The organism is Companilactobacillus insicii (genome assembly GCF_003946015.1).
GTDB classification, from domain to species: domain Bacteria; phylum Bacillota; class Bacilli; order Lactobacillales; family Lactobacillaceae; genus Companilactobacillus; species Companilactobacillus insicii.
In genome coordinates this window covers 1-24,402 of sequence record NZ_RHNU01000028.1, presented here as the reverse complement: position 1 = coordinate 24,402, position 24,402 = coordinate 1, and the positions used below count along the sequence as shown (strand labels likewise).

The window sequence follows — 24,402 nt, the reverse complement described above, 5'->3', positions numbered from 1 at the left end:
CAAATAGCGCTCACCTATATACCGGTGAGCGTCTAGCCAACGAATTGGACAAACTATAATCATTTAACGTGTCCAAACTCTTTCCTTTCAAATTCAACGAAAAAAAAGTGGTTGAACAGAAATCTGTCCAACCACTTTTGGTAAAAATTCTTGTCTGAACGCTGATGTACCAACGTTTCTCGTCGCGAATTAACGTTTTGAGAATTGTGAAGCTTTACGAGCTTTCTTAAGACCTGGTTTCTTACGTTCCTTCATACGAGGGTCACGTGTTAAGAAGCCGGCTGCTTTAAGAGTAGGTCTGAAGTCTGGATCTACTTCAAGAAGTGCTCTAGCAATACCATGTCTGATTGCTCCAGCTTGTCCTGAGAAGCCACCACCATTAACGTTAGCAATAACGTCATAGTTAGCAACTGTTTCAGTAATATCTAATGGTTGTTTCATATCAGCAATCAAATTGTCAAAAGGAATGTAGTCTTTGACATCACGCTTGTTGATAGTAATTTTTCCGTTTCCGGGAACTAATAGAACACGGGCTGTTGAATCTTTACGACGGCCTGTTCCAGCATATGATACTTGTGCCAAAATGTTTTCCTCCTTAAATTAGTTTGTTGATATCCAACTCTTCTGGATTTTGTGCTTGGTGTTTGTGATCAGGACCTGCATAAACATGCAACTTCATGATTTCTTGGCGACCAAGACTGTTCTTAGGTAACATACCACGGATTGAGTCTTCAACAAACAATTCAGGTTTTGTTGCTCTCTTTTCGCCGGCACTAATGCTCTTCAAACCACCTGGATGATCTGAGTGAGAATAATAAATCTTTCCCTTTGCTTTTTTACCTGTTAATTTTACTTTATCTGCATTGATGATAATAACATTATCACCTGTATCAACGTTAGGTGTGTAAGTTGGCTTATTCTTACCTCTAAGAATTGCAGCTACAACTGATGAAAGTCTACCTAAAACGACATCTTCACCATCAATTACATACCATTTACGTTCAACTTCACTTGCTTTTGCTAATGGTGTTGTACGCACTTTAAATTCCTCCAGTTTCTACGTCTGTTTGACACTCAATAAGTTTCCGGGGCTCATCGTGGGGCAAACAATACCAACAACAATAATACTTGGTATTCTGCCATAAGTCAATAATTATCCACAGGTTTTATTCATAAAATACTTCTTTTAAATACAACCCACTTGCCGGCGCTGTACCACGTGCCTCTTGACGATCTTTTACCTCAAATAATCTCAAAAAATCATGAACATCTCGTCTACCATTACCAATTTCCAGCAATGTAGCAACAAGTATGCGCACCATATTATATAAGAAACCATTTCCGGTAAATTCAAAAATCAATTCATTTTCTGATTCTACATATTTTACCGTAGCTGAGTAAATTGTGCGAACTTTATTTTCAATTACTCCACCTGAAGCCGCAAAACTTGTAAAATCATGTTCACCCTCTAAATCTTTTAAAGCAACTTTTATTTTATCCACATCAATTGGGTACTGATAATGACCTGTGTAAAACCTTTTAAATGGATTAGTATAATGTCCACAATCAACTCGATATTGATAAGTTTTCCGTTTTACACCAAATCTTGCATGAAATTCGTCAGTAACAATCTCAGACTTTTCCACAATAACATCCAACGGCATTAAGGAGTTAATTGCTTTTAACATGCTATTTGCGGGAATTTCACCAGGATAATCGAAATGGATCACTTGTCCAAACGCATGCACACCTGCATCTGTTCTGCCAGATCCATACACCTCGACATGTCTTCCCTTTGTCATCTTACACAAAGCACGTTCAATGACTCCCTGAACTGTTCGCATATCAGGTTGACGTTGAAACCCATGAAATTTTGTACCATCGTAAGCAATGGTCAGTTTATATCTTGTCATAAATTAATAACTCCGAATAAATAATAAAATCACTGTAATAACCAACATAACTATCGCAGCTAATGTATCACGCATTGACCAGCTTAGAACTCGATACTTACTACGACCCTCACCGTCTTTATATCCACGTGATTCCATAGCTATCGCCAAATCATATGCAATTGAAAAACTACTTACAAATAAAGGAATCAAAATCGGCACAAAGGATTTAATTCTCTTAATCAATCCTCCTTCACCAAAATCAACTCCACGTGCTCTTTGAGCATCCATAATTTTAGCGGTTTCATCAATTAACAATGGCACAAAACGTAATGCAATCGACAACATCAAAGCAACTTGTGTCACTGGAAACTTAATTGCCTTCAGTGGCTTTAAGATGCTCTCGATTGAATCGGAAATCTCAATGGGTGTCGTTGTTAATGTCAATAATGTTGAAACAAAGATAATTAAGACAAATCTTATAAAAATATATGCAGATATTATCAAACCTTCTTTTGAGAGGGTAAGTATTCCAAAACTCCACAAAGGAGTTTTACTTGGAGTAAAAAACATCTGCAAAACAACAGTAAACAGAATTAGCCAAAACATTGGCCGCAATCCTCTGAGGAAAAATCCTAAATTGATTTTTGATAAATAAACTGCAAATAAAACAAACAACAATAAAAAGCCATACGATACAACGTTGTTTGCTAAAAATACGATTCCAATAAAATAAAATGTAATTAGAAATTTTCCGCGAGGATCCAATTGATAAATTAGTGAATCTCCCGGTAAATATCTCCCAAGAATTAATTTGTTCATTTAATCACCATTAATTTGTCTTTTTATTTCAGTCGATAAATCACTGATAGTAATTGGTAATTGGTCAAATTTAAAATATTTTTTTGATAACTTTTGTGCAAAAATTGCACTCTGTGGAAGAGTCAACATATCATCCCTTAACAGTTTCTGATTGTTAAAAACCTCCATAGGTGTTCCCTCAGCAACTTTTCTTCCGTCGTGCATAACTATTACTTCATCTGCATAATTAGCAACATCGTCCATATTGTGAGTTATTAAGATGACGGTCTTGCCTTCACTTTGAAGATTCTTGAATAGATCCATAATTTCTTTACGTCCGACAGGATCCAATCCCGCAGTAGGCTCATCTAAAATTATTGTTTCAGGGTGTGTGGCTAGAACACCAGCAATCGCAACACGACGCATTTGTCCACCAGATAAGTCAAATGGCGATTTACTCAAATACTTCTCGTCCAAACCCACAAGCTTTATCATATCATGAGCAGCTAACTTTGCATCCTCTTCTGACACTCCAAAGTTCATCGGTCCAAACATAATATCTTTTTCAACTGTATCTTCAAACAACTGACTCTCAGGAAATTGAAATACCATTCCCACATTCTTACGAAGTGGTTTGAGATTCTTATTATTAGTATCAGGAGTAATTTCACGATTACCAACAGTTATAGTCCCACTTGTAGGTTTTAATAGTGCATTAATATGACGGACCAAGGTCGATTTTCCGCTACCAGTTTTCCCTATAATGGCCGTAAATTTTTTATTTTTTATATCCACAGAAACATCGTCTAAGCCTAAAGCTGCCAAAGGATTATTTGCTTCATATGAATGTGTTACATTTTTGAAAATGATTTCCATACGTTATCAATTAACTCCTCTTCATTTAAGTAGCCTTCAGGCAATTTTATGGTGTCTCTTAACGATGATGCAACTTGACTTGAAAAAGGCTCCTCAAGTCCAAAATTCGTCAATTCAGGGCCAAGATCATATATAGACTTAGGTTCATCATCTTTAACAACTTGTCCATCGTTTAACACTACGATTCTTTCTGACAATTGTGTTTCTTCAATGTCATGAGTTATCGAAATAATCGTCATATTTTGTTCATGTCTAAGACGTTTGATTAAATCTAGAACCGTCTTGCGTCCATTTGGATCCAACATACTAGTAGACTCATCCATAATAATAATTTGTGGTTTAGTAGCGAGTACTCCAGCTATAGCCACACGCTGCTTTTGACCACCAGAAAGAGACTGTGGATCACGCGTTTTATACTCTTGCATATCAACCATCTTTAAAGCCTCATTGACTTCTTTAACCATCTTATCACGAGGGACCCCTTGGTTTTCTAAACCAAAAGCCACATCATCTTCAACAGTCGCACCAACAAATTGATGATCTGGATTTTGAAAGATAATTCCTATTTTTTCTCGAGCTTCCCATATATTCTCTTCATTGATAATTTGACCAGCTATTTCAATAGTCCCAGAATCACACTCAATAAGACCATCAATTAATTTAGTAAGAGTAGACTTACCGCTACCATTCTTACCAACAATTGATAGCCATTCATTAGAATGAATATCCAATGAAAGATTTTTGATTGCAGGAGCTTCTGAATCCGGATATGTATATGTTACATCTTTTATTGAAATTATATTTTCCAATTGTCTCTCCTCAATATCTGCTAGTTATATCATAACGAAAAAAAATGTTTTTTGGGGTAAAAAAAAATCATTCGACAAATTAGTGTTCCGTTTTACCGGAATCTCAGAGATAGACTTGGCTATTTTCATAACCATCATCTTAACACTCACTAATTCATCAGAATGACTGATTTTTAATAAACTTATTATTAAACTAATTCAATAATAACCATTGGAGCTGCGTCGCCACGGCGAGGTGCAGTCTTCAAAATACGTGTGTATCCACCATTACGTTCTTTGTAACGAGGTGCAATATCACTGAACAACTTTTGAAGTGCTGATTGAACAACAACTGCGTCGTCTTCTTCAGAAATGTTAGCAACTTCGTTTCTAACATATGAAGCCGCTTGACGGCGAGCATGAAGATCTCCGCGCTTACCAAGGGTAATCATCTTTTCAGTTGTACGGCTGATTTCCTTAGCACGAGTTTCAGTTGTAACAATACGTTCATTAATGATTAAATCAGTAGTTAAATCGCGTAACATTGCTTTTCTTTGAGAACTTGTACGTCCTAATTTACGGTAGCCCATGTCTATACCTCCTGTTTGAATTTCAGACTATTAGTCTTCTTGCCTTAATGACAATCCAAGATCAGCGAGCTTTTCTTTAACTTCAACTAATGACTTGCGTCCAAGATTACGAACTCTCATCATATCAGCTTCAGATTTTTCAGTAAGCTCTTGCACGGTATTAATACCGGCACGCTTCAAACAATTGTATGAACGAACTGATAAGTCAAATTCTTCAATTGTCATTTCAAGCTTCTTCTCTTTTTGTGTTTCTTCTTTTTCGATCATCATATCAGCGCTCTTAGCTTCTTCTGTAAGGTTTACAAAACTTGTTAAGTGTTCTGTAAGAATCTTAGCAGACAAACTAATAGCTTCTCGTGGTCCAATTGAACCATTTGTCCAGATATCAATTGTTAATTTGTCGAAGTCGTTTCTCTTACCCACACGAGTGTTTTCAACTTGATAGTTAACTTTATCTACTGGTGTAAAAATAGAGTCAACTGGTAAAACACCGATAGGTGTTTCATCTGTTTTATTTTGTTCTGCAGGAGTATATCCACGACCATTTTTAATTGTCATTTGCATGTGGAAGTGTCCACCCTCAGCAACAGTACAAATAAATTGTTCTGGATCGAGGATTTCCAAATCATCGTCAGCTTTGATATCTTTGGCTGTAACAGTTGCAGGACCAACGACGTCGATTTCAGCTTTTAAACTGTCTTCAGCATAAGATTTAAGATTTAGACCTTTAACGTTTAACACAATTTGTGTAACATCTTCAATCACACCATCAATAGCTGAGAATTCATGCAATACACCATCTATTTGAATATCTGATACCGCTGTACCTGGTAATGATGCCAATAGTACTCTACGTAGAGAGTTTCCTAAAGTTGTACCATAACCTCTTTCCAACGGTTCGATAATATACTTACCGTAATCATTGCTTTCTTCAACTGCAGTGATAGTTGGCTTTTCAAATTCGATCATTCGGTTAGTTCCCCTTTCAAAACGAAATGTGTGTAGCTTAGTTCATATGGGTATAAAACCATTCTATACACGACGACGCTTTGGAGGACGTGAGCCATTATGAGGAACTGGTGTAACGTCACGAATAGCTGTGATTTCCAATCCAGTAGCTTGTAATGAACGAATTGCAGCTTCACGACCTGAACCAGGACCCTTAACAGCTACTTCGACTGTTTTCATACCATGTTCCATTGATTCTTTAGCAGCTGCTTCACCAGCCATTTGTGCGGCAAATGGTGTTGACTTACGGCTTCCTTTGAATCCTAGTGCACCAGCTGATGACCATGAAACGGCATTACCGTTAACATCAGTGATCATAACTAGTGTATTGTTGAATGTGGAGTGGATATGTGCAACACCAGATTCAATATGCTTCTTAGTACGGCGCTTACGACCTTTACTTTGTGCCATGAATTAACCTCCTATCTGTTAATTACTTCTTCTTACCCGCGATAGATACTTTCTTACCTTTACGAGTTCTTGCATTATTCTTTGTGTTTTGACCTCTAACTGGCAAACCACGACGATGTCTCATACCACGGTATGAACCAATTTCTTGTAGTCTCTTAATGTCCATGCTTACTGAACGACGTAAGTCACCTTCTACACGTATCTTGTCAACTTCTACACGAATCTTATCTTCTTGATCAGGAGTTAAGTCTCTTGTACGTACGTCTTCAGAAACGCCGGCATCTTTTAGCACTTTTTGGGCTGTTGTGTTACCAATACCAAAAATGTATGTTAAGGCAATAACGATTCTCTTATCACGAGGTAAATCTACACCTGCTATACGAGCCATTAATTGCACCTCCTATATTATATTATCCTTGTCTTTGTTTGTGCTTTGGATCTGCAGAGCAAATAACCATAACGCGACCGCGTCTCTTAATTACTTTACAGTGTTCGCACATAGGTTTAACGGATGGTCTTACTTTCATGTTGGAACCTCCATTCCATTAAAATCATATTATCTGTATCTATATGTAATTCTTCCCTTGGTTAAATCATAAGGGGATAATTCCACGGTAACTTTATCACCGGGTAAAATTCTAATGTAGTGCATACGGATTTTACCTGAGACATGGGCCAACACTGTTGCTCCATTTTCAAGCTTTACCTTAAACATCGCATTAGGCAATGTTTCTGAAATTGTACCTTCTACTTCAATGACATCTTCTTTTGCCAAAGATATTAACCTCCATCGGGATGAAATTCATCTGCATATACCGCAAGATTATACAATAATCTCTTGGATATGTAAACAAATAAAAGTAAAAAGTCTTACAGACTTTGTAAAACTTTCTTTACTTCGTTATAAACTTCATCTATTTCTTGTTCACCATTGATTTTATGTAATAAGTTTAACTTATCATAAAAATCAATTAATGGTGTATTCATTTCAATATTAACTTTTAATCTGTTCTTAACTGTTTCTGGCTTGTCATCTTCACGTTGGAAGAATTCATGCCCACCACAGACATCACAAGTTCCTTCAACCTTAGTAGGATTGTAGATCTTATGATACGTAGCTCCACATGTTGAACAAATATATCTTCCAGATAAACGATCAACTAATGCCTCAGGCTTTACATCTATGTAGATGACAGCATCTATAGGTTTGTTTACATTCTTTGCAATTGTCTGTAAAGCATTTGCCTGTTCAAGAGTTCTCGGAAATCCATCAAGCATATATCCGTTCTTTTGGACGTCTTCTTTAGCTAAACGTTCTTCAACAATAGCTTCAGTAACATCGTCAGGAACTAACGCACCTTTGTCAATAAAACCTTTGGCTTTTAAACCAACTTCAGTTTTATCAGACATGGCTTGTCTGAACATATCTCCAGTAGAAATATGAACAACCTTAAAATCTTCAACAATCTTTTCTGCTTGAGTACCCTTACCAGCACCAGGTAATCCCATCAATACAATATTCATTGTCACATCTCCAATTATCTAATAAATCCAACGTATTCACGTTTCATCAATAGACCTCTCAATTGTCGATCCATTTCCAAAGCAACACCAACGATAATCAACAAACTTGTACCACCTAATCCGATGGATTGAGGTAAGTTGAATAGGTTTGCTGCAAGTAATGGAAGCAATGAGACAAGTCCTAGGAACACTGAACCAACAGTTGAAAGTCTCATTAGGACACCTGACATGAACTTGATAGTTTCATTACCAGGCCATACACCAGGGATATAAGCTCCCTGTTTTTGTAAGTTTTCAGCAAGCTTCTCAGGATTTACTTGAACAAATGCATAGAAGAATGTAAATAATACAATCAACAATGTATATAGTAGAGATCCTGTTGTCGTTTGCATACTGAATATATTAGTTAATACTTGATACCAAGTATCTTCACTGTGATTTGCTTGGAACGCCATCAAAATTGTTTGAGGCGTAACAATAAATGAACTAGCGAAGATAACTGGAATAACACCAGCAACGTTAACCTTCAATGGTAGAAAACTTTCGCTACCACTTCCAGCTGCACGCCTTGTGTACTGAATTGGAATTCTTCTATTAGCTTGCTGTACATAAGTAACAAATAGTACAACTAACAAAATGGCAATTACTAATCCAACCATAAATCCAATATTCTTTGCAAGGTCTGCAGAATCAGCATTAATAATATTATCGCGGTAAATTTGATAAATTCCGTTAGGGAATCTAGCAATAATACCAGCGAAGATAATTACCGAAACACCGTTTCCTAAACCTTTATCAGTAATCTGTTCACCAATCCAAGTAAGTAACATAGTACCACCCGTCAAGATGACACCAATTGTAATAAATGCTCTCATATTCGGTGACTTAACTAGTCCCAAACCACTTAATTGGTTAAATCCAGCAGTGATACCGATTGATTGAACAAAACCTAAAACAATCGTCAAATATCTCGTTACTTGATTTAGTTTTCTACGACCAACTTCACCTTGTTTACTCCATTCAACGAACTTAGGAACAATATCCATTTGTAAAAGTTGAACGACAATTTGAGCGGTAATGAATGGTGAAACACCCATTGAGAAAATAGAGTAGTTTGAAAGACCACCACCAGTTACGGTATCCAGTAGGGGAACTAACCCTGAGGAACTAACCTTGTCCATCGCAGCAGCGTTAACACCAGGGACCGTAATTTGTGATCCTAAACGGTATATCACAAGTAACATCAAGGTAAATAGGATCTTTTTACGGATTTCCTTCACCTTTAGAGCATCTCTGATAGTTCTAAGCATTAGATCACCTCTACAGTTCCACCAGCAGCTTCGATTGCTTTAGTAGCAGCGTCAGAGCTCTTAGCAACTTTAACAGTTAACTTAGCACTAACTTCGCCGTTTGCAAGTAATTTGACACCGTTATATTCTTTCTTAACGATTCCAGCTTCTTTTAATGTATCGATATTAACTTCAGCACCGTCATTGAACTTGCTTAGGTCTTTAAGGTTTACAATAGCGTATTCCTTGCGGTTGATATTGTAGAAACCACGTTTTGGCATACGACGGAACAATGGCATTTGTCCACCTTCAAAACCAATACGTGTTTTACCACCAGATCTAGCTAATTGACCTTTTTGTCCACGACCAGCAGTTTTACCTTGGCCACTTGAAGTACCACGACCTAGACGCTTTCTTGAATGTCTTGAGCCTGTACTTGGTTTAAGTTCGTTTAGTTCCATTATTGCACCTCCTAATCTTTAAAAATTATTAATCTTTAACTTCTTCGACACTTACTAAGTGAGCGATTTTTAATACAGCACCACGAATAGCAGGATCATCCGGCTTAACAACAGAACTATTAACTCTTCCGAGTCCTAGTTCTTTAACAATTGTACGTTGAGCAGGAAGGCGGTGAGCTGCACTTCTAATAAGAGTAATCTTAAGTTTAGCCATTATTACACACCTTTCTTCTAGTTAAGCAAGTTTTGAGCTGAGATTCCGCGCATTTCTGCAACACTTTCAGCAGTCTTGATTTCTTTTAGACCTTCGATTGTAGCACGAATTACGTTAATTGGTGTATTTCTACCAAGTGATTTACTTGTAATATCACCAACACCGGCTAATTCGAGAACGGCACGAACAGCACCACCAGCGGCGATACCAGAACCTTCAATAGCTGGCTTCAACATGATCTTACCTGCACCGTATCTACCGATAACTTCGTGAGGAATTGTTGAACCTACCATAGGAACGTTAATCAAGTTCTTCTTAGCATCTTCAACAGCTTTACGAATGGCTTCAGGAACTTCTTGAGCTTTACCTGTACCAAAACCGACGTGACCATTCTTGTCACCAACGATTACGATAGCAGCAAAACGTAGACGGCGTCCACCTTTAACAACCTTAGTAACACGGTTGATTGAGACAACGCGATCTTCTAGTTCGAATTGAGATGGATCGATATATGTCATAAATTTGGTTTCCTCCTTCTAGAATTTTAGCCCATTTTCACGAGCTGCTTCAGCAAGACTTTGTACACGACCATGGTATAGGTATCCTCCACGATCAAATACAACATTACTAATTTTAGCTTCGAGAGCTCTTTGTGCAACTAATGCACCAACAGCTTCAGCTTGTTCAACTTTTGAACCGTCTTTGACTTCTTTATCAAGAGTTGAGGCACTTGCTAGCGTTACACCCTTTACGTCATCAATTACTTGAGCGTAAATGTTTTTGTTAGAACGGAATACATTTAAGCGTGGGCGCTCAGCAGTACCAGAGATTTTACCACGAACACGTTTTTGACGCTTTTGACGTGCTTTGTTTTTATCTGGTTTTGAAATCACAATATTCACCTCATAGAATTATTTAGAACTATTTACCAGTCTTACCTTCTTTACGACGTACATATTCGTCAACATAACGAATACCTTTACCCTTATATGGTTCTGGGGGACGTACATCGCGAATTTCAGCAGCAAATTGTCCAACTTTTTGCTTACTGATACCTGAAATATTGATTTCAGTATTTGAAGGAGATTCGATCTTAATACCTTCTGGTGCATCCATAACAACTGGATGTGAGTAACCAACTGAAAGTGTTAATGTATTACCTTTAACTTGTGCACGGTAACCAACACCTCTTAGTTCAAGCTTCTTTTCGAAACCTTTTGTTACACCTTCGACCATGTTGTTAAGGTTGGCACGCATTGTACCGTGAAGAGCCTTGTCGTTTTCGCTTTCACGATCAAACTTAGCTTCATTTCCTTCAAGAGTTAACTTGATTTTTGAATTAAAGTGTCTTGTTAATTCACCCTTTGGGCCTTTAACAGTGATGTTTTCGTCTTTTTGAGTAATTGTTACGCCTTCTGGGACTTCAATTACCTTATAACCAATACGACTCAAATTAGTGCACCTCCTTGTCTTTTAAAAATTATTACCAAATATAAGCAATTACTTCTCCACCCACGTGTTGTGCGCGAGCTTCTTTGTCAGTAATAACACCTTTTGATGTTGAAAGAATAGCGATACCTAATCCATTAAGAACCTTTGGTACGTTATCTGAATCAACATAACTACGCAAACCTGGTCTTGAAATACGTTTCAAGCCTGTGATGACGCGTTGTTGATCTTTACCATACTTAAGGAAAATACGAAGTACACCTTGCTTGTTATCATCGATAACTTCGTAATCCTTGATAAATCCTTCATTCTTCAAGATCTCTGAAATACTCTTCTTAATGTTTGAAGCAGGAACTTCTAGAGATTCATGTTTAACCATATTAGCGTTACGAATACGTGTTAGGTAATCCGCAATAGGATCTGTCATGACCATTTAATTTACCTCCTTATTAGTGTTGTTTCTACCAACTAGCTTTTCTCATGCCAGGGATTTGACCTTTATGAGCCAATTCGCGAAGGCAAACACGGCAAAGCTTAAATTTACGATATACAGAATGTGGACGTCCACAACGTTCGCAACGTGTATATGCTTGTGAAGAGAACTTAGCAGGTCTATGATTCCGTACAATTTGAGATGTCTTAGCCAATGAATTTGACCTCCTTTATTATTTTGTGAATGGCATTCCGATTTGTGTTAATAGTTCACGTGATTCTTCATCAGTGTTGGCTGTTGTAACAATAACAACGTCCAATCCGCGAATCTTGTTAACCTTATCGTAGTCAATTTCTGGGAAAACCAATTGTTCCTTGATACCTAGTGTGTAGTTACCACGGCCATCAAATGAGCGTGTACCAACACCACGGAAATCACGAACACGAGGTAATGCAATGTTGATCAACTTGTCAAGGAAGTCATACATGCGGTCACCACGAAGAGTAACTTTAGCACCGATTGACATACCTTCACGAAGTCTAAAACCAGCGATTGATTTCTTAGCCTTTGTAATTAAAGGTTTTTGACCAGCAATTAGGCCTAATTCTTCAACTGCTTCATCAAGATTCTTTGAGTTAGCAATTGCGTCACCAACACCCATGTTTAAAACAATCTTTTCGATCTTTGGTGTTTGCATAACTGATGTGTAATTGAATTTTTCCATCATTGATGGTGTAATTTCTTTTACATACATTTCTTTTAATGCATTAGCCATTTAGTTTTCTCCTTTCTTATTTATCTTCTTTTTTATCAGATGATTTACTTACAACTTTTACGTTAGTTACACTAATAGGTCTCTCAACGTCGATGATTCCACCTTGAGGTTGTGTATTAGTTGGCTTCGAGTGTTTCTTAACAACATTTACGCCTTCGACGATAACTTTATTAGCTGAAGGAATAGCTTTTTTAACTACGCCTTCTTTGCCTTTGCTATCACCAGAAATAATTTTAACGTTGTCTCCAGTTTTTACAAACACTATTCAGCACCTCCTGAATTAATTGATCTTTTTATAGCACTTCTGGTGCTAATGAGACGATCTTCATAAAATCGTTATCACGTAGCTCACGAGCAACGGGTCCGAAGATACGAGTTCCTCTAGGTGTCTTGTCAGCGTTAATAATAACCGCAGCGTTTTCGTCAAATCTGATGTAAGAACCATCTGTACGGTGAGCACCGGACACTGTTCTTACGATAACGGCTTTAACAACGTCACCTTTTTTAACAACGCCACCTGGTGTTGCTTGTTTGACGGTAGCAACAATAACGTCTCCGATATTAGCTGTCTTACGGCTTGAACCACCAAGAACTTTAATAGTTAGAATTTCACGAGCTCCAGAGTTATCTGCAACTTTTAGACGACTTTCTTGTTGAATCACTTCTTGGTCCTCCTCTCATCAGTAATTGTTTCTAGATAATGACTGCTTTTTCGACGATTTCTAATAAACGGAAGCGCTTTGTCTTTGACAAAGGTCGAGTTTCCATGATACGTACAACATCGCCAATCTTTGCTTCGTTCTTTTCATCTTGAACGTAGAACTTCTTTGAATATCTAACACGCTTCTTGTATACAGGGTGGTTCTTGTATGTTTCAACAACAACTACGATAGTTTTGTCCATCTTGTCTGATACAACGCGGCCTTGATATACCTTACGGCTATTACGGCTTTCTTGTGTTTCGCTCAACTTGAGATCTCCCTTCCTGTTTATTAGTTTTCGTTATTCTTTTGATTTTGAACTGTTCTTAATCTTGCAATGTTCTTTCTTACAGCTTTAAGACGAGCTGTGTTTTCCAATTGGCCTGTGGCTTGTTGGAAACGCAAGTTGAATAATTCTTCTTTATATTCGTTAACTTTATCTTGCAATTGAGCAGCAGTTAGCTCTTTGATTTCACTAGCCTTCATCAGCGCCACCTACTTCCTCACGTTTTACGAACTTAGTTCTAACTGGTAATTTGTGAGATGCAAGTCTCAATGCTTCGCGGGCTACTTCTTCAGGAACTCCGCCGATTTCGAACATGACCTTTTCACGCTTTACAGGAGCTACCCAACCAGCAGGTGCACCTTTACCATTACCCATACGAACTCCGACACCTTTTGCAGTGTATGATTTATGAGGGAAGATTTTAATCCAAACCTTACCACCACGCTTCATGTAACGAGTCATAGCGACACGGGCTGCTTCAATTTGTCTATTTGAGATCCAGCTTGAATCAAGTGACTTCAAACCATAATCACCAAAATCAACATTCTTACCACCCTTAGCTTCTCCGCGCATCTTGCCACGGAATTCACGACGGTGTTTTACACGTTTTGGTACTAGCATAGATTATTCTCCTTTCCCTTCATTTTTTTCTTGGTTATGATTTGGCTTTTCAGGAAGAATTTCACCACGGTAAATCCAAGTCTTAACACCTAAATTACCATATGTTGTGGCTGCTTCAACCCAAGCATAATCGATATCTGCACGTAATGTGTGTAGAGGAACAGTTCCTTCTGTATGCCATTCTCTACGAGCCATATCAGCACCGTTTAAACGACCAGAAATTTGAACCTTGATACCCTTTGCACCTGCACGTCTTGAGCGTTGAACTGCTTGACGTTGTGCACGTCTAAATGCGATACGAGCTTCTAGTTGACGAGCAATGTTCTCACCAACAAGTTTAGCATCCAAATCAGGTTTCTTAATTTCGATAATATTAATATGAATGTTTCTGTTAACTAGTTTATTTAGTTCATTACGTAATTTTTCAACTTCTGAACCACCCTTACCGATAACCATACCTGGTTTAGCGGTATGAATTGAAACTGTTACGTTCTTTGCAGTACGTTCGATCTCAATTCTTGATACGGAAGCATTTGAAAGTTTGTCTTCAATATACTTACGAATTCTAAGGTCTTCGTGTAAAAATGTTGAAAAGTCTTTTTCTGCATACCATTTGGCATCCCAGTCACGAATAACGCCGACACGAAATCCTACTGGATTAATCTTTTGACCCACTCAAGTTACCTCCAATACTATTCTTTTTCACTTACTACAACTGTAATGTGACTTGTTCTCTTGTTAATTGGTGATGCTGAACCCTTAGCTCTAGGACGGAAACGTTTTAGAGTTGGTCCTTCGTCAACGAATGCTTCACTAACGAATAGGTTTTGTGCATCTAAATCAAAGTTATGTTCTGCGTTTGCAATTGCTGACTTAAGAGCTTTGGCAATAATTGGAGAGCCTGCTCTTGGTGTAAATTGCAACATTGCAAGTGCCTCAGCAGCGTTCTTGCCTCTTATTAAATCAATAACAAGGCGAGCTTTGCGAGGTGCAATACGAACATTCTTTACTCTGGCTGTTGCAGATGTAATTTCTTGTTCTGCCATCTTTTAAGTCTCCCTTCTTATTACTTAGCTGTCTTCTTGTCGTCAGTACCATGACCATGGAATGTACGTGTAGGTACGAATTCACCTAACTTATGTCCAACCATATCTTCTTGGATATAAACTGGAACATGCTTACGACCATCATGAACTGCTATTGTGTATCCTACAAAACTAGGAAAAATTGTTGAACGTCTTGACCATGTTTTGATAACTGATTTCTTATCAGAATCTGCTTGAGCTTCAACCTTCTTTAAAAGATGTGCGTCAGCAAATGGTCCCTTTTTTAAACTACGACTCATCTTATGTCCTCCTTATATTATTCTAACGAAATAACTACTTACCTTTTCTGTGACGAACGATAAGTTTTTCAGATTTGGCATGTGATGAACGAGTCTTCTTACCCAAGGTCTTCTTACCCCATGGTGACATTGGTGATGGATGACCGATAGGAGCTTTACCTTCACCACCACCATGTGGGTGATCGTTAGGGTTCATAACTGATCCACGAACTGTTGGTCTAAATCCTTGCCAACGTTTACGTCCAGCTTTACCAATCTTAATTAATTCATGTTGTTCATTACCAATAGCACCAACAGTTGCACGGCATTTTGAAAGTACCATACGTACTTCACCTGAAGGTAAACGTAATAATGAGTACTTACCATCTCTACCAAGCAATTGAATTGAAGTACCAGCAGAACGTCCTAGTTGACCACCTTTACCAGGTTTCATTTCTACGTTGTGTAGAATTGTACCAACTGGAATGTTTTCTAGTGGAAGTGCGTTACCTGGTTTGATGTCTGCATCAACACCTGATTCAACAACTTGTCCAACTTCAAGACCCTTAGGAGCTAAGATGTATGACTTAACACCATCTGAGTAGTGTAGTAATGCAATGTTAGCTGTACGGTTAGGATCGTATTCAATAGCTTTAACTGTAGCTTTTACACCGTCTTTTAATCGTTTGAAATCAATAACACGGTATTTTTGTTTGTGACCACCGCCACGGTGACGAACTGTAATATGACCGTATGAATTACGACCGGCTGTATGGCTTTGTGATTCTAAAAGTGTCTTTTCAGGAGTTGTCTTTGTGATCTCTGAAAAGTCAGAACCTGTCATATTACGACGACCATTTGTGGTTGGCTTATACTTGATAATCGCCATTATTTGACCTCCTTATTTATTCTTCATCAAAAATTTTGATTTCATCTGAATCTGCTGTAAGTGTAACAATTGCCTTACGACGTTTTGCTGTTGTACCAACATAACGGCCTTGGCGCTTCTTCTTACCGGCAACATTCATGATGTTTACTTTTTTAACTTTAACACCGAAAACTTCTTCGATAGATTGACGAACAAGTACTTTATTTGCATCAAGTGCAACATCAAAAGTATATTTCTTGTCGCTCATAGCATCCATTGAGCTCTCAGTGATAACTGGGCGAATAATTACGTCTCTTGCGCTCATTATCCAAGCACCTCCTCAATCTTAGAAAGTGCTGCTTGTGTAACAACTAATTTCTTAGCGTTAATAACGTCAAGAACGTTAACACCTTCTGGTGCAACAACTGTAACTTTATCGATGTTTCTTGCTGATAAAGCAACGTTGTCATTACCATCTTCAACAACTACAAGAGCCTTATCTGCACCTAACTTGTTAAGCAATTGTGCAAAGCTCTTTGTACTTGGTTTGTCGTATGAAATTGAGTCAATAACGATTAGGTTACCGTCAGCAGCTTTTTGTGAAAGTACAGACTTCAATGCCAAACGGCTAACCTTCTTAGGAAGGTGGTATGAATAAGATCTAGGTGTTGGGCCAAATACGACACCACCACCTACCCATTGAGGTGATCTGATTGAACCTTGACGAGCACGACCTGTACCCTTTTGACGCCATGGCTTCTTTCCACCACCACGTACTTCAGAGCGGTTCTTAACATCATGTGTACCTTGTCTTAATGAGGCACGTTGCATGATAACTGCATCTGTGATCACGTTGTTGTTTGGTTCGATACCAAAAATTGCATCATTTACTTCAACAGTACCGTTCTCAGCACCGCTATCTTTGTAAGCTGTGATTTTTGTCATAACTCATTTCCTCCTTCCTATTTTTGATTAGCTTTAATAGCTGTTTGAATTTTAACTAATGATTTTGTTGCTCCAGGTACATTACCCTTGATCATAATTACATTACGATCTGCATCAACCTTAACAATAGTTAAGTTTTGTGTAGTTACGCGATTGTTACCCATACGTCCGGGAAGCATCTTACCTTTGAATACACGGTTAATGATGGCACCCATTGAACCTGCAACACGGTGATATCTAGAACCGTGAGTTTCAGGACCACGAGCTTGTCCAAATCTCTTAATGTTACCTTGCATTCCATGTCCCTTTGTAATACCTGTAACGTCGACAACATCACCTGAATTAAATGTATCTACTGTAACTTCTCCACCTAATTCGTAATCTCCCATTTCAACATCGCGGAATTCGCGAATGTAATGTTTAGGAGCTGTGTTTGCCTTATCTGCATGACCTTTGGCAGGTTTATTTGACAGAACTTCACGTCTATCTTCAAAACCTAGTTGAACGGCCTCATAACCGTCAGTTTCTACTGTTTTAACTTGCATAACAACGTTTGGTGTTGCTTCTACAACTGTTACGGGGATTAACTCACCGTTGTCAGTAAAAACTTGAGTCATTCCGACTTTTTTACCAAGAATTCCTTTTCTGGCCATGTTTGCACCTCCAATAATTTATTTTTAATAATTATAATTTAATTTCAATATCTACGCCTGATGGTAGATCTAGCTTCATTAATGAATCAACCGTCTTTGTTGATGGATTAACGATATCAATAAGTCTCTTATGTGTACGCATTTCGAATTGTTCTCTAGAATCCTTATGCTTATGTGGTGAACTCAACACTGTATATAATGAACGTTCTGTTGGCAAAGGAATTGGACCTGAAATTTTAGCACCAGTTCTTTTTGCTGTTTCCACAATTTTGTCAGCTGATTGATCTAGAATACGATGTTCATAAGCCTTCAAACGAATGCGAATTTTTTGACTTGCCATGGGGTTACCTCCTTTTTGTCTCTTTCAAGATGACCGGCTCCGTGAAAATATCCGCCAGCCCTGCCGTGGCAAAGCGGCCGGGTGTGTCGCAACCTCTCACTTCTAAACCGTCGATATTTATTTTAAATACCTCTAAGCACATACTTCTCCTGGAAATAAGCACTCTTATAATAATACACGCGATTTTATGATATTTCAAGAGTTTTCATGTTTTTTTTGAATTTGAAATACGTTTTCTTAATATAGAAGAAACTCGATAATAATTGTAAATAAAAAAAGCAAACCCTAATGGATTTGCTTTAATTTTATTATTCAGCGTTTCCGCCATTCTTCTTAATAATATCAGCCTGAATTGACTTAGGAACCTTCTCGTAATGATCAAATGTCATTGTGAAAGTACCACGTCCTTGTGTTGCTGAACGAAGTGTTGTAGCGTAACCGAACATTTCTGAAAGTGGAACGAATGAGTTGATAAGTTGAGCATTACCACGTGCTTCCATACCTTCAACACGTCCACGACGAGCTGTTACTTGTCCCATAACATCACCTAAGTAATCTTCTGGAGTAACAATTTCAACCTTCATAATAGGTTCAAGAATTACAGCACCAGCATCTTTAGCAGCATTACGTAATGCAAGTGAAGCAGCAATCTTAAAGGCAGCTTCTGATGAATCGACTTCGTGGTATGAACCATCATACAACTTAGCCTTAACATCGATCAATGGATATCCAGCAAGAACACCGTTTTCCATTGATTCTTTCAAGCCTTGTTCAACTGAAGGAATGTATTCACGAGGAACAACACCACCGACAATAGCATCTTCGAATTCGAAGCCTTTTCCTTCTTCATTTGGTGTAAATTCAACCCAAACATCACCATATTGACCTTTACCACCAGATTGACGAACAAACTTACCTTGTGCACTTGTTTGCTTAGTGAATGTTTCACGATAAGCAACTTGTGGTTCACCAACTTTACATGCAACCTTGAATTCACGTTTCATACGGTCAACCATGATATCCAAGTGTAATTCACCCATTCCGGCGATCAATGTTTCACCAGTTTCAGGATTTGTTTCAGCTTGGAAAGTTGGATCTTCTTCAGAAAGCTTTTGAATAGCTAGGTCCATCTTATCTCTATCTTCCTTTGAATCAGGTTCGATAGAAACTTGGATAACTGGATCTGGAATATCCAATGATTCAAGAATTAATGGCTCGTCAGGATCTGTAAGTGAGTCACCAGTTGTAGTATTCTTCAAACCGATAACAGCAGCGATATCACCAGAGAATACTTCAGGGATTTCCTTACGGTGGTTAGAATGCATTTGTAGCAAACGACCAACACGTTCACGCTTGTCTTTTGTAGCGTTAAGAACGTATGAACCTGATTCTAGTGAACCTCTATATACACGGATGTATGTTAGACGTCCAACGAATGGGTCAGTAGCAATCTTGAATGCAAGACCAGCAAATGGCTTGCTATCGTCAGCAACTAATTCAACTTGGCTGTCATCCTTAGGATTTGTAGCATTGTAAGGACGAACATCAAGTGGTGATGGTAAGTAATCAACAACAGCATCCATCAACATTTGAACACCCTTGTTCTTGAAGGCGGAACCTGCAAGTACAGGGAAGAATTTCAAATCGATAGTAGCCTTTCTGATAGCCTTACGTAATTCATCATTGCTGATTTCGTCACCATTTAGATATTTCTCCATGATGTCATCATCAACATCAGCAACTGATTCAACTAATTCAGCACGCTTTTCTTTAGCTGTTTCTAAGTATTCGTCAGGAACATCAACTGTATCCCACTTTGTACCTAGTTCATCTTCATCATAAAGATCAGCTTTCATTTCGATCAAGTCAATAACACCCTCGAATTGATCCTCAGCACCGATTGGCATTTGGATAGCATGAGCGTTAGCATCTAGTCTTTCGTGAAGTGTTTCTACTGAGTAGTCAAAGTTAGCACCAATTTTATCCATCTTGTTAACAAAGACGATACGTGGAACACCGTATGTTGAAGCTTGACGCCAAACATTTTCAGTTTGTGGTTCAACACCAGATTGAGCATCAAGAACTGTAATAGCACCATCTAGAACACGTAGTGAACGTTCAACTTCGATTGTGAAGTCAACGTGTCCTGGAGTATCGATGATATTAATACGGTTACCTTTCCATTCAGCTGTTGTAGCAGCAGATGTAATAGTAATACCACGTTCTTGTTCTTGGGCCATCCAGTCCATTTGAGAAGCACCATCATGTGTTTCACCAATCTTGTGGATCTTACCAGTATAGTACAAGATACGTTCTGTAGTTGTAGTCTTACCGGCATCGATATGGGCCATAATACCAATATTACGAGTTTCTTCTAGTGGAAATTCACGTTTATTAGCCATTAAACTTTGTTTCTCCTCTCAATTTATTATTAATTACCAACGATAGTGAGCAAATGCACGGTTAGCATCAGCCATCTTATGTGTATCTTCACGTTTCTTAACAGCTGCACCTGTGTTGTTAGCTGCATCCATAATTTCATTTGCAAGACGTTGATCCATAGTATGTTCACCACGTAGACGAGCATAGCTAACGATCCAACGAAGACCTAATGTTGTACGACGATCTGGACGTACTTCAATAGGAATTTGGTAGTTAGAACCACCGATACGGCGAGCCTTAACTTCAAGAACAGGCATAACATTATTCATGGCTTCTTCGAAGACATCCAATGGTTCGTTGCCAGTCTTGTCTTTAATAATATCAAATGCACGGTAGAGAATTGATGAAGCTGTTCCTCTCTTACCATCGTACATCAAGTGATTGATCAAACGTGTAACTAACTTTGAGTTGTACATTGGATCAGGTAATACATCGCGTTTTGGAGCGCTACCTTTACGCATATTAAATTCCTCCGTTATTACTTATTTCTTTGTTTGTGATTTAATTATTTCTTAGGCTTCTTAGCACCATATTTTGAACGGCTTTGCATACGTCCATCAACACCGGCAGTATCTAAAGCACCACGAACAACGTGATAACGAACACCAGGTAGATCCTTTACACGTCCACCACGGACAAGGACAACACTATGCTCTTGCAAGTTGTGGCCAACACCTGGGATATATGCTGTAACTTCGATAAGGTTTGATAGTCTAACACGGGCATACTTACGTAGGGCTGAGTTAGGCTTCTTTGGTGTCATTGTTCCGACACGAGTTGCTACACCACGTTTTTGTGGTGCTGGGTTCTTTGTAGCAACTTTCTTCATACTGTTGTAACCGTAGTTCAATGCAGGGGCATTTGATTTTGACCCTTGTGACTTACGGCCTTTACGTACTAATTGATTAATTGTAGGCATTCAAGGTTCCTCCTAAAAATTTAAGTACACACATCCAGGTGGTTCATAATTTTGTAAAATAATAAACCACCTAAGTGGCATACGATATGAGCTTATACTTAAACAAACTACTACTCTGCTAATAAAAGCACGTCTAATAGAATATCATCTTAAAAAGTTCATGTCAATGGAACTTGCAAAGAAAAGATGCAAATAAAACACGTAATTTAGTTTGAGGTGATAAAATGACATATTTCTATTATTTAATAATATTTACTCTAGGTTCCAGTATAGTCTCATTTTTGACAGTTGTAGCACATGATTTTCCAAAAATTGATTTAAAACGGCGATCATCATGTGATAATTGCCATACTATTTTAAGGTGGTATGAATTAATTCCTATTTTGGGCTTTATATTTATAGAAGGAAAATGTTCAAAATGCAATACAAAGGTGCCGCTAATATATCCTGTTACAGAATTAATTGGTGGAATGTTCTTTCTAACTATTATTATTCAGAATCGAAATCTCTATATGATAGTTCCAGTGGCACTAATGTTAATATTTTTGAGTTTTATGGATCACTATTATGGATATGTATACTCGCTTTTATATTTGATAAGTTTACCGACTTATTTATATGCTTATTTTCATAATTATCAACTTCACTTAATAATAGGATTCTTGGTATACAGTGTTCTTATTGCATTGAATCGTTTATACAACAACATCGGATTAGGTGATGTGGAACTTATTGCACTATTAGCAATATTATTTGGTTTAGAAGATATCTTAAAAATAATCTTAATTGCCTGTCTAACGTGCATATTTAGCTTTGTCACAAATAAAAAGAGATCATTTAGATTCATTCCTTACTTAACTATCTCTACAGGAATTATCTATCTAATCTCTTATTAACCTTTTAAAAATTAAACCGGTAAAATACGCTGTAACTTCAACCAATTCAAGCACATGCTCCACCATTTTGCATCTGAATAGTTAACATATGATCCTTCTCCAGGATCTTCCGTAATATGAGTTGCTAACGAAAGTCCATGCCTACCAGTTGCAAACAAATGCAATTCATATGGTAAACCTAATAAATCCATTTTCTGAGCATAGACAAGTGAATTCATAACTGGAACTGTTTCATCAGTAACTGTTTGCCAAATAAAAGTCGGTTTAGAATACTTAGTCAAATGTTCTTGGGATTGCCAATAAAAAATATCTGGGCTTATTTTCATTGCATAATCAACATCTTCTGGATATCCCATTGTCAAATCAATTACTGAATAACTCAGAATAGTAGCACAAGGTTCTACTTCAATCGGTGCAGCAAATATATCTTTACTAGTTTCAGGATCAGTCATCAGCGAATTATAATTTGCTACAATATGACCTCCAGCCGAAAATCCAATCAAAAATACTTTATCAAGGTCTATTTGGTGTTTGTCAGCCTGAGTTTTTACCCAATTCAAAGTAGTGGCTGTTTCTTGCAATGATAAGGGATAAACTGGTTTTCCATCATTTATTAATTTATAATGCAAAACAATCGCATGGATACCTGCGGCTGCAAACTTAAGAGCAATTGGCTGTGCTTCACGATCAGAATGAAATGTGAATCCCCCACCCGGAAAAATTATTACTAAAGGATGTTTAACCTCGGAAGTAAAATCACTAATTGGATCTAGCCAGTATGTATCAATATTAAATTCAACATTTTTATATGTTAATTTTTGTGTATTCATGGGAAACATCTCCTTGAACGTTTATTCAATTAAAGAAATTAATAGATCTTAGCCAATTCATTCCTAATTTCCACCACTCTGCTACAAACTTATTTAAGTGCAATACATTACCAGGTCGTTGGGTGACATAAGTTCCTAATGATAATCCGTGTTTGCCAGAAGCAAATAAATGCAATTCAAACGGCAAATCTAATTGATTCATTTTCTCAGCATATAACAGTGAATTATGTACTGGTACTGTTTTATCATCAACGGTTTGCCAAATAAAAGTTGGTTTTGCATTACTAGTCAAATGATCTTGAGATTTCCAATAAAAAGTATCATTGCTGACAGACTCTCTGTGCTCCTTACTGCGAGGATACCCAGCTGTTAAGTCAATGACTGGATAACATAAAAAGTTAGCAGCTGGTATTACATCAAGTCGTTCAGAAATGACCTTTTTCCTTTCTTCAAGATTAGTCATAATCGAATTAAAATTAGCAACGATATGACCTCCTGCTGAAAAACCAACCAAGATTATTCTATCTAAATCAATATGATGAATTTTTGACTGGCTTTTCAACCAATTCAAGGTAATAGCTGTTTCTTGTAAAGCCAATGGATAAACTGGCGTTTGCTCTTCAATTAATTGATAGTGTAGAACAATTGCATGAAATCCCTCTGAAGCAAATTTTAATGCAATGGGCTGTGCCTCACGATCAGTTTGAAAAGTGAATCTTCCACCAGGAAAAATGATAACTAGTGGCCTTTTCACCTCACTGGAAAAATCTCTAATTGGATCTAACCAATAAGTATCTACATAAAATTCATGTCCCTTATAAGATAATTTTTGTTTCTCCATGTTCTCCCTCTCAACATGTTTATACATCTATTCTAAACTTAAATAACTATTTGTACATTATATTTAATTATTAATAATAAACAAAGGATATACAATTTGTATTTTAAACCTAGATACAAAAAAGGCCGCATGCTAAAAATAGCAATGCTGAAGTGCCCTACAATTGTTAGACAAGAAATCTAACGATTGTAGGGCATTTTTTATGACAAAATATGATCCAATCTT

At 37.6% G+C, this 24,402-nt stretch carries 41 protein-coding genes; 1 reads left to right on the top strand and 40 read right to left on the bottom strand.

Annotated features, from left to right (window positions below; genetic code table 11):
* Positions 1 to 189 precede the first annotated feature (189 nt).
* The 38 genes from rpsI to rpsL form a co-directional block, all read right to left on the bottom strand.
* Positions 190 to 582 carry a 30S ribosomal protein S9 gene (gene rpsI, locus EKM79_RS09130; RefSeq protein WP_211331283.1) on the bottom strand — a complete coding sequence of 131 codons (393 nt, stop codon included), beginning with the start codon at positions 580 to 582 and terminating at the stop codon, positions 190 to 192.
* A 13-nt stretch (positions 583 to 595) separates the two neighbouring features.
* Entirely contained in the window at positions 596 to 1,039 is a 444-nt protein-coding gene (gene rplM / locus EKM79_RS09125; protein WP_125568087.1) for a 50S ribosomal protein L13, read from the bottom strand.
* Between the two features lie 127 nt (positions 1,040 to 1,166).
* Entirely contained in the window at positions 1,167 to 1,913 is a 747-nt protein-coding gene (gene truA / locus EKM79_RS09120; protein WP_125568086.1) for a tRNA pseudouridine(38-40) synthase TruA, read from the bottom strand.
* A gap of 3 nt (positions 1,914 to 1,916) precedes the next feature.
* Positions 1,917 to 2,714 (bottom strand): energy-coupling factor transporter transmembrane component T family protein, encoded by a 798-nt coding sequence (locus tag EKM79_RS09115; protein WP_125568084.1) that lies wholly within the window; start codon positions 2,712 to 2,714, stop codon positions 1,917 to 1,919.
* Positions 2,715 to 3,569 carry an energy-coupling factor ABC transporter ATP-binding protein gene (locus EKM79_RS09110; RefSeq protein WP_125568082.1) on the bottom strand — a complete coding sequence of 285 codons (855 nt, stop codon included), beginning with the start codon at positions 3,567 to 3,569 and terminating at the stop codon, positions 2,715 to 2,717.
* Positions 3,545 to 4,378 (bottom strand): energy-coupling factor transporter ATPase, encoded by an 834-nt coding sequence (locus tag EKM79_RS09105; protein ID WP_125568080.1) that lies wholly within the window; start codon positions 4,376 to 4,378, stop codon positions 3,545 to 3,547. Before EKM79_RS09105 ends, EKM79_RS09110 begins: the two co-directional genes overlap by 25 nt.
* Positions 4,379 to 4,566: 188 nt before the next feature.
* The gene (rplQ, locus tag EKM79_RS09100; protein WP_125568079.1) at positions 4,567 to 4,947 is read right to left on the bottom strand and encodes a 50S ribosomal protein L17; all 381 of its coding nucleotides are present in this window, start codon (positions 4,945 to 4,947) and stop codon (positions 4,567 to 4,569) included.
* A 30-nt stretch (positions 4,948 to 4,977) separates the two neighbouring features.
* Positions 4,978 to 5,916, bottom strand: a complete 939-nt coding sequence (locus EKM79_RS09095; protein ID WP_125568077.1) for a DNA-directed RNA polymerase subunit alpha — start codon at positions 5,914 to 5,916, stop codon at positions 4,978 to 4,980.
* A 63-nt stretch (positions 5,917 to 5,979) separates the two neighbouring features.
* Positions 5,980 to 6,366 (bottom strand): 30S ribosomal protein S11, encoded by a 387-nt coding sequence (rpsK, locus tag EKM79_RS09090; RefSeq protein WP_025023834.1) that lies wholly within the window; start codon positions 6,364 to 6,366, stop codon positions 5,980 to 5,982.
* Positions 6,367 to 6,388: 22 nt separating this feature from the next.
* Entirely contained in the window at positions 6,389 to 6,754 is a 366-nt protein-coding gene (gene rpsM / locus EKM79_RS09085; RefSeq protein WP_125568075.1) for a 30S ribosomal protein S13, read from the bottom strand.
* A gap of 22 nt (positions 6,755 to 6,776) precedes the next feature.
* On the bottom strand, positions 6,777 to 6,893 hold the full coding sequence (rpmJ, locus tag EKM79_RS09080; protein ID WP_010018546.1) for a 50S ribosomal protein L36: 117 nt from the start codon (positions 6,891 to 6,893) through the stop codon (positions 6,777 to 6,779).
* A 29-nt stretch (positions 6,894 to 6,922) separates the two neighbouring features.
* Positions 6,923 to 7,141, bottom strand: a complete 219-nt coding sequence (gene infA / locus EKM79_RS09075) for a translation initiation factor IF-1 (protein WP_010018544.1) — start codon at positions 7,139 to 7,141, stop codon at positions 6,923 to 6,925.
* Positions 7,142 to 7,236: 95 nt separating this feature from the next.
* Positions 7,237 to 7,890 (bottom strand): adenylate kinase, encoded by a 654-nt coding sequence (locus tag EKM79_RS09070; protein WP_125568073.1) that lies wholly within the window; start codon positions 7,888 to 7,890, stop codon positions 7,237 to 7,239.
* A gap of 14 nt (positions 7,891 to 7,904) precedes the next feature.
* Positions 7,905 to 9,200: a preprotein translocase subunit SecY gene (secY, locus tag EKM79_RS09065; RefSeq protein WP_125568071.1), complete on the bottom strand. Its 1,296-nt coding sequence runs from the start codon at positions 9,198 to 9,200 to the stop codon at positions 7,905 to 7,907.
* Complete coding sequence (gene rplO, locus EKM79_RS09060; protein ID WP_125568069.1) at positions 9,200 to 9,640, bottom strand: 50S ribosomal protein L15; 441 nt, start codon at positions 9,638 to 9,640, stop codon at positions 9,200 to 9,202. The genes secY and rplO overlap by 1 nt, the downstream gene beginning before the upstream one ends.
* Positions 9,641 to 9,668: 28 nt before the next feature.
* Positions 9,669 to 9,854, bottom strand: coding sequence for a 50S ribosomal protein L30 (rpmD, locus tag EKM79_RS09055; RefSeq protein ID WP_057766328.1), 186 nt, complete (start codon positions 9,852 to 9,854; stop codon positions 9,669 to 9,671).
* A 17-nt stretch (positions 9,855 to 9,871) separates the two neighbouring features.
* Positions 9,872 to 10,372, bottom strand: a complete 501-nt coding sequence (rpsE, locus tag EKM79_RS09050; RefSeq protein ID WP_125568067.1) for a 30S ribosomal protein S5 — start codon at positions 10,370 to 10,372, stop codon at positions 9,872 to 9,874.
* 18 nt (positions 10,373 to 10,390) lie between these two features.
* Positions 10,391 to 10,756: a 50S ribosomal protein L18 gene (gene rplR / locus EKM79_RS09045; protein WP_281273220.1), complete on the bottom strand. Its 366-nt coding sequence runs from the start codon at positions 10,754 to 10,756 to the stop codon at positions 10,391 to 10,393.
* Positions 10,757 to 10,775: 19 nt separating this feature from the next.
* Entirely contained in the window at positions 10,776 to 11,306 is a 531-nt protein-coding gene (gene rplF, locus EKM79_RS09040) for a 50S ribosomal protein L6 (RefSeq protein WP_125568063.1), read from the bottom strand.
* Positions 11,307 to 11,337: 31 nt separating this feature from the next.
* Entirely contained in the window at positions 11,338 to 11,736 is a 399-nt protein-coding gene (rpsH, locus tag EKM79_RS09035) for a 30S ribosomal protein S8 (RefSeq protein ID WP_125568061.1), read from the bottom strand.
* A gap of 28 nt (positions 11,737 to 11,764) precedes the next feature.
* The gene (locus EKM79_RS09030; protein WP_025023844.1) at positions 11,765 to 11,950 is read right to left on the bottom strand and encodes a type Z 30S ribosomal protein S14; all 186 of its coding nucleotides are present in this window, start codon (positions 11,948 to 11,950) and stop codon (positions 11,765 to 11,767) included.
* A gap of 18 nt (positions 11,951 to 11,968) precedes the next feature.
* Positions 11,969 to 12,511 (bottom strand): 50S ribosomal protein L5, encoded by a 543-nt coding sequence (rplE, locus tag EKM79_RS09025; RefSeq protein ID WP_125568059.1) that lies wholly within the window; start codon positions 12,509 to 12,511, stop codon positions 11,969 to 11,971.
* 16 nt (positions 12,512 to 12,527) lie between these two features.
* On the bottom strand, positions 12,528 to 12,773 hold the full coding sequence (rplX, locus tag EKM79_RS09020) for a 50S ribosomal protein L24 (protein WP_125568057.1): 246 nt from the start codon (positions 12,771 to 12,773) through the stop codon (positions 12,528 to 12,530).
* Between the two features lie 31 nt (positions 12,774 to 12,804).
* Positions 12,805 to 13,173 carry a 50S ribosomal protein L14 gene (rplN, locus tag EKM79_RS09015; RefSeq protein WP_125568055.1) on the bottom strand — a complete coding sequence of 123 codons (369 nt, stop codon included), beginning with the start codon at positions 13,171 to 13,173 and terminating at the stop codon, positions 12,805 to 12,807.
* 31 nt (positions 13,174 to 13,204) lie between these two features.
* Positions 13,205 to 13,480, bottom strand: a complete 276-nt coding sequence (gene rpsQ, locus EKM79_RS09010) for a 30S ribosomal protein S17 (RefSeq protein ID WP_125568053.1) — start codon at positions 13,478 to 13,480, stop codon at positions 13,205 to 13,207.
* 23 nt (positions 13,481 to 13,503) lie between these two features.
* Positions 13,504 to 13,698, bottom strand: coding sequence for a 50S ribosomal protein L29 (gene rpmC, locus EKM79_RS09005; RefSeq protein WP_025023849.1), 195 nt, complete (start codon positions 13,696 to 13,698; stop codon positions 13,504 to 13,506).
* On the bottom strand, positions 13,688 to 14,119 hold the full coding sequence (gene rplP / locus EKM79_RS09000; protein ID WP_125568051.1) for a 50S ribosomal protein L16: 432 nt from the start codon (positions 14,117 to 14,119) through the stop codon (positions 13,688 to 13,690). Before rplP ends, rpmC begins: the two co-directional genes overlap by 11 nt.
* A gap of 3 nt (positions 14,120 to 14,122) precedes the next feature.
* Positions 14,123 to 14,794, bottom strand: a complete 672-nt coding sequence (gene rpsC / locus EKM79_RS08995) for a 30S ribosomal protein S3 (RefSeq protein ID WP_125568050.1) — start codon at positions 14,792 to 14,794, stop codon at positions 14,123 to 14,125.
* Positions 14,795 to 14,811: 17 nt separating this feature from the next.
* Entirely contained in the window at positions 14,812 to 15,165 is a 354-nt protein-coding gene (rplV, locus tag EKM79_RS08990) for a 50S ribosomal protein L22 (RefSeq protein WP_125568048.1), read from the bottom strand.
* Between the two features lie 20 nt (positions 15,166 to 15,185).
* On the bottom strand, positions 15,186 to 15,464 hold the full coding sequence (gene rpsS, locus EKM79_RS08985) for a 30S ribosomal protein S19 (protein WP_125568046.1): 279 nt from the start codon (positions 15,462 to 15,464) through the stop codon (positions 15,186 to 15,188).
* A gap of 34 nt (positions 15,465 to 15,498) precedes the next feature.
* Positions 15,499 to 16,332 (bottom strand): 50S ribosomal protein L2, encoded by an 834-nt coding sequence (gene rplB, locus EKM79_RS08980; protein WP_125568044.1) that lies wholly within the window; start codon positions 16,330 to 16,332, stop codon positions 15,499 to 15,501.
* A 16-nt stretch (positions 16,333 to 16,348) separates the two neighbouring features.
* Entirely contained in the window at positions 16,349 to 16,636 is a 288-nt protein-coding gene (rplW, locus tag EKM79_RS08975) for a 50S ribosomal protein L23 (RefSeq protein ID WP_125568042.1), read from the bottom strand.
* The gene (rplD, locus tag EKM79_RS08970; RefSeq protein ID WP_125568041.1) at positions 16,636 to 17,256 is read right to left on the bottom strand and encodes a 50S ribosomal protein L4; all 621 of its coding nucleotides are present in this window, start codon (positions 17,254 to 17,256) and stop codon (positions 16,636 to 16,638) included. The genes rplW and rplD overlap by 1 nt, the downstream gene beginning before the upstream one ends.
* Positions 17,257 to 17,273: 17 nt before the next feature.
* Positions 17,274 to 17,909, bottom strand: coding sequence for a 50S ribosomal protein L3 (rplC, locus tag EKM79_RS08965; RefSeq protein WP_125568039.1), 636 nt, complete (start codon positions 17,907 to 17,909; stop codon positions 17,274 to 17,276).
* 31 nt (positions 17,910 to 17,940) lie between these two features.
* Positions 17,941 to 18,249 (bottom strand): 30S ribosomal protein S10, encoded by a 309-nt coding sequence (rpsJ, locus tag EKM79_RS08960; protein WP_125568037.1) that lies wholly within the window; start codon positions 18,247 to 18,249, stop codon positions 17,941 to 17,943.
* A gap of 308 nt (positions 18,250 to 18,557) precedes the next feature.
* A complete protein-coding gene (gene fusA, locus EKM79_RS08955; protein WP_125568035.1) occupies positions 18,558 to 20,651 on the bottom strand; it encodes an elongation factor G in 2,094 nt (697 codons plus the stop codon).
* Between the two features lie 33 nt (positions 20,652 to 20,684).
* The gene (rpsG, locus tag EKM79_RS08950; RefSeq protein WP_125568033.1) at positions 20,685 to 21,152 is read right to left on the bottom strand and encodes a 30S ribosomal protein S7; all 468 of its coding nucleotides are present in this window, start codon (positions 21,150 to 21,152) and stop codon (positions 20,685 to 20,687) included.
* A 44-nt stretch (positions 21,153 to 21,196) separates the two neighbouring features.
* Entirely contained in the window at positions 21,197 to 21,610 is a 414-nt protein-coding gene (gene rpsL, locus EKM79_RS08945; protein ID WP_025023861.1) for a 30S ribosomal protein S12, read from the bottom strand.
* A 224-nt stretch (positions 21,611 to 21,834) separates the two neighbouring features.
* Here rpsL and EKM79_RS08940 point away from each other — a divergent pair, with 224 nt between their 5' ends.
* Positions 21,835 to 22,506, top strand: a complete 672-nt coding sequence (locus EKM79_RS08940) for a prepilin peptidase (protein ID WP_125568031.1) — start codon at positions 21,835 to 21,837, stop codon at positions 22,504 to 22,506.
* An 11-nt stretch (positions 22,507 to 22,517) separates the two neighbouring features.
* Here the strand turns inward: EKM79_RS08940 and EKM79_RS08935 are convergent, their stop codons facing one another.
* Both EKM79_RS08935 and EKM79_RS08930 read right to left on the bottom strand, forming a co-directional pair.
* Positions 22,518 to 23,336: an alpha/beta hydrolase gene (locus EKM79_RS08935; protein ID WP_125568029.1), complete on the bottom strand. Its 819-nt coding sequence runs from the start codon at positions 23,334 to 23,336 to the stop codon at positions 22,518 to 22,520.
* Between the two features lie 25 nt (positions 23,337 to 23,361).
* On the bottom strand, positions 23,362 to 24,177 hold the full coding sequence (locus EKM79_RS08930) for an alpha/beta hydrolase (RefSeq protein ID WP_125568027.1): 816 nt from the start codon (positions 24,175 to 24,177) through the stop codon (positions 23,362 to 23,364).
* Positions 24,178 to 24,402 lie beyond the last annotated feature (225 nt).

Coding starts and splice junctions, on each gene's coding strand:
- EKM79_RS09095 (WP_125568077.1), bottom strand. CDS start 5,916: ATGATCGAATTTGAAAAGCCAACTATCACTGCAGTTGAAGAAAGCAAT.
- rpsL (WP_025023861.1), bottom strand. CDS start 21,610: ATGCCTACAATTAATCAATTAGTACGTAAAGGCCGTAAGTCACAAGGG.
- EKM79_RS08930 (WP_125568027.1), bottom strand. CDS start 24,177: ATGGAGAAACAAAAATTATCTTATAAGGGACATGAATTTTATGTAGAT.
- rplC (WP_125568039.1), bottom strand. CDS start 17,909: ATGGCCAGAAAAGGAATTCTTGGTAAAAAAGTCGGAATGACTCAAGTT.
- rpsM (WP_125568075.1), bottom strand. CDS start 6,754: ATGGCTCGTATAGCAGGTGTAGATTTACCTCGTGATAAGAGAATCGTT.
- rpsS (WP_125568046.1), bottom strand. CDS start 15,464: ATGAGTCGTAGTTTAAAAAAGGGACCATTTGCTGACGCACATCTTTTA.
- rplQ (WP_125568079.1), bottom strand. CDS start 4,947: ATGGGCTACCGTAAATTAGGACGTACAAGTTCTCAAAGAAAAGCAATG.
- EKM79_RS09110 (WP_125568082.1), bottom strand. CDS start 3,569: ATGGAAATCATTTTCAAAAATGTAACACATTCATATGAAGCAAATAAT.
- EKM79_RS08940 (WP_125568031.1), top strand. CDS start 21,835: ATGACATATTTCTATTATTTAATAATATTTACTCTAGGTTCCAGTATA.
- secY (WP_125568071.1), bottom strand. CDS start 9,200: ATGCTTAGAACTATCAGAGATGCTCTAAAGGTGAAGGAAATCCGTAAA.
- rpmC (WP_025023849.1), bottom strand. CDS start 13,698: ATGAAGGCTAGTGAAATCAAAGAGCTAACTGCTGCTCAATTGCAAGAT.
- rplW (WP_125568042.1), bottom strand. CDS start 16,636: ATGAGCGCAAGAGACGTAATTATTCGCCCAGTTATCACTGAGAGCTCA.
- rplP (WP_125568051.1), bottom strand. CDS start 14,119: ATGCTAGTACCAAAACGTGTAAAACACCGTCGTGAATTCCGTGGCAAG.
- rpsG (WP_125568033.1), bottom strand. CDS start 21,152: ATGCGTAAAGGTAGCGCTCCAAAACGCGATGTATTACCTGATCCAATG.
- truA (WP_125568086.1), bottom strand. CDS start 1,913: ATGACAAGATATAAACTGACCATTGCTTACGATGGTACAAAATTTCAT.
- rplO (WP_125568069.1), bottom strand. CDS start 9,640: ATGGAACTAAACGAACTTAAACCAAGTACAGGCTCAAGACATTCAAGA.
- EKM79_RS08935 (WP_125568029.1), bottom strand. CDS start 23,336: ATGAATACACAAAAATTAACATATAAAAATGTTGAATTTAATATTGAT.
- rplV (WP_125568048.1), bottom strand. CDS start 15,165: ATGGCAGAACAAGAAATTACATCTGCAACAGCCAGAGTAAAGAATGTT.
- rpsE (WP_125568067.1), bottom strand. CDS start 10,372: ATGACATATATCGATCCATCTCAATTCGAACTAGAAGATCGCGTTGTC.
- rpsH (WP_125568061.1), bottom strand. CDS start 11,736: ATGGTCATGACAGATCCTATTGCGGATTACCTAACACGTATTCGTAAC.
- rpsK (WP_025023834.1), bottom strand. CDS start 6,366: ATGGCACAAAGTAAAGGTCGTAAGCGCCGTACTAAGAAGCATATTGAA.
- fusA (WP_125568035.1), bottom strand. CDS start 20,651: ATGGCTAATAAACGTGAATTTCCACTAGAAGAAACTCGTAATATTGGT.
- rpsJ (WP_125568037.1), bottom strand. CDS start 18,249: ATGGCAAGTCAAAAAATTCGCATTCGTTTGAAGGCTTATGAACATCGT.
- EKM79_RS09070 (WP_125568073.1), bottom strand. CDS start 7,890: ATGAATATTGTATTGATGGGATTACCTGGTGCTGGTAAGGGTACTCAA.
- rplE (WP_125568059.1), bottom strand. CDS start 12,511: ATGGCTAATGCATTAAAAGAAATGTATGTAAAAGAAATTACACCATCA.
- rplD (WP_125568041.1), bottom strand. CDS start 17,256: ATGACAAAAATCACAGCTTACAAAGATAGCGGTGCTGAGAACGGTACT.
- EKM79_RS09115 (WP_125568084.1), bottom strand. CDS start 2,714: ATGAACAAATTAATTCTTGGGAGATATTTACCGGGAGATTCACTAATT.
- rpmD (WP_057766328.1), bottom strand. CDS start 9,854: ATGGCTAAACTTAAGATTACTCTTATTAGAAGTGCAGCTCACCGCCTT.
- rpmJ (WP_010018546.1), bottom strand. CDS start 6,893: ATGAAAGTAAGACCATCCGTTAAACCTATGTGCGAACACTGTAAAGTA.
- rplB (WP_125568044.1), bottom strand. CDS start 16,332: ATGGCGATTATCAAGTATAAGCCAACCACAAATGGTCGTCGTAATATG.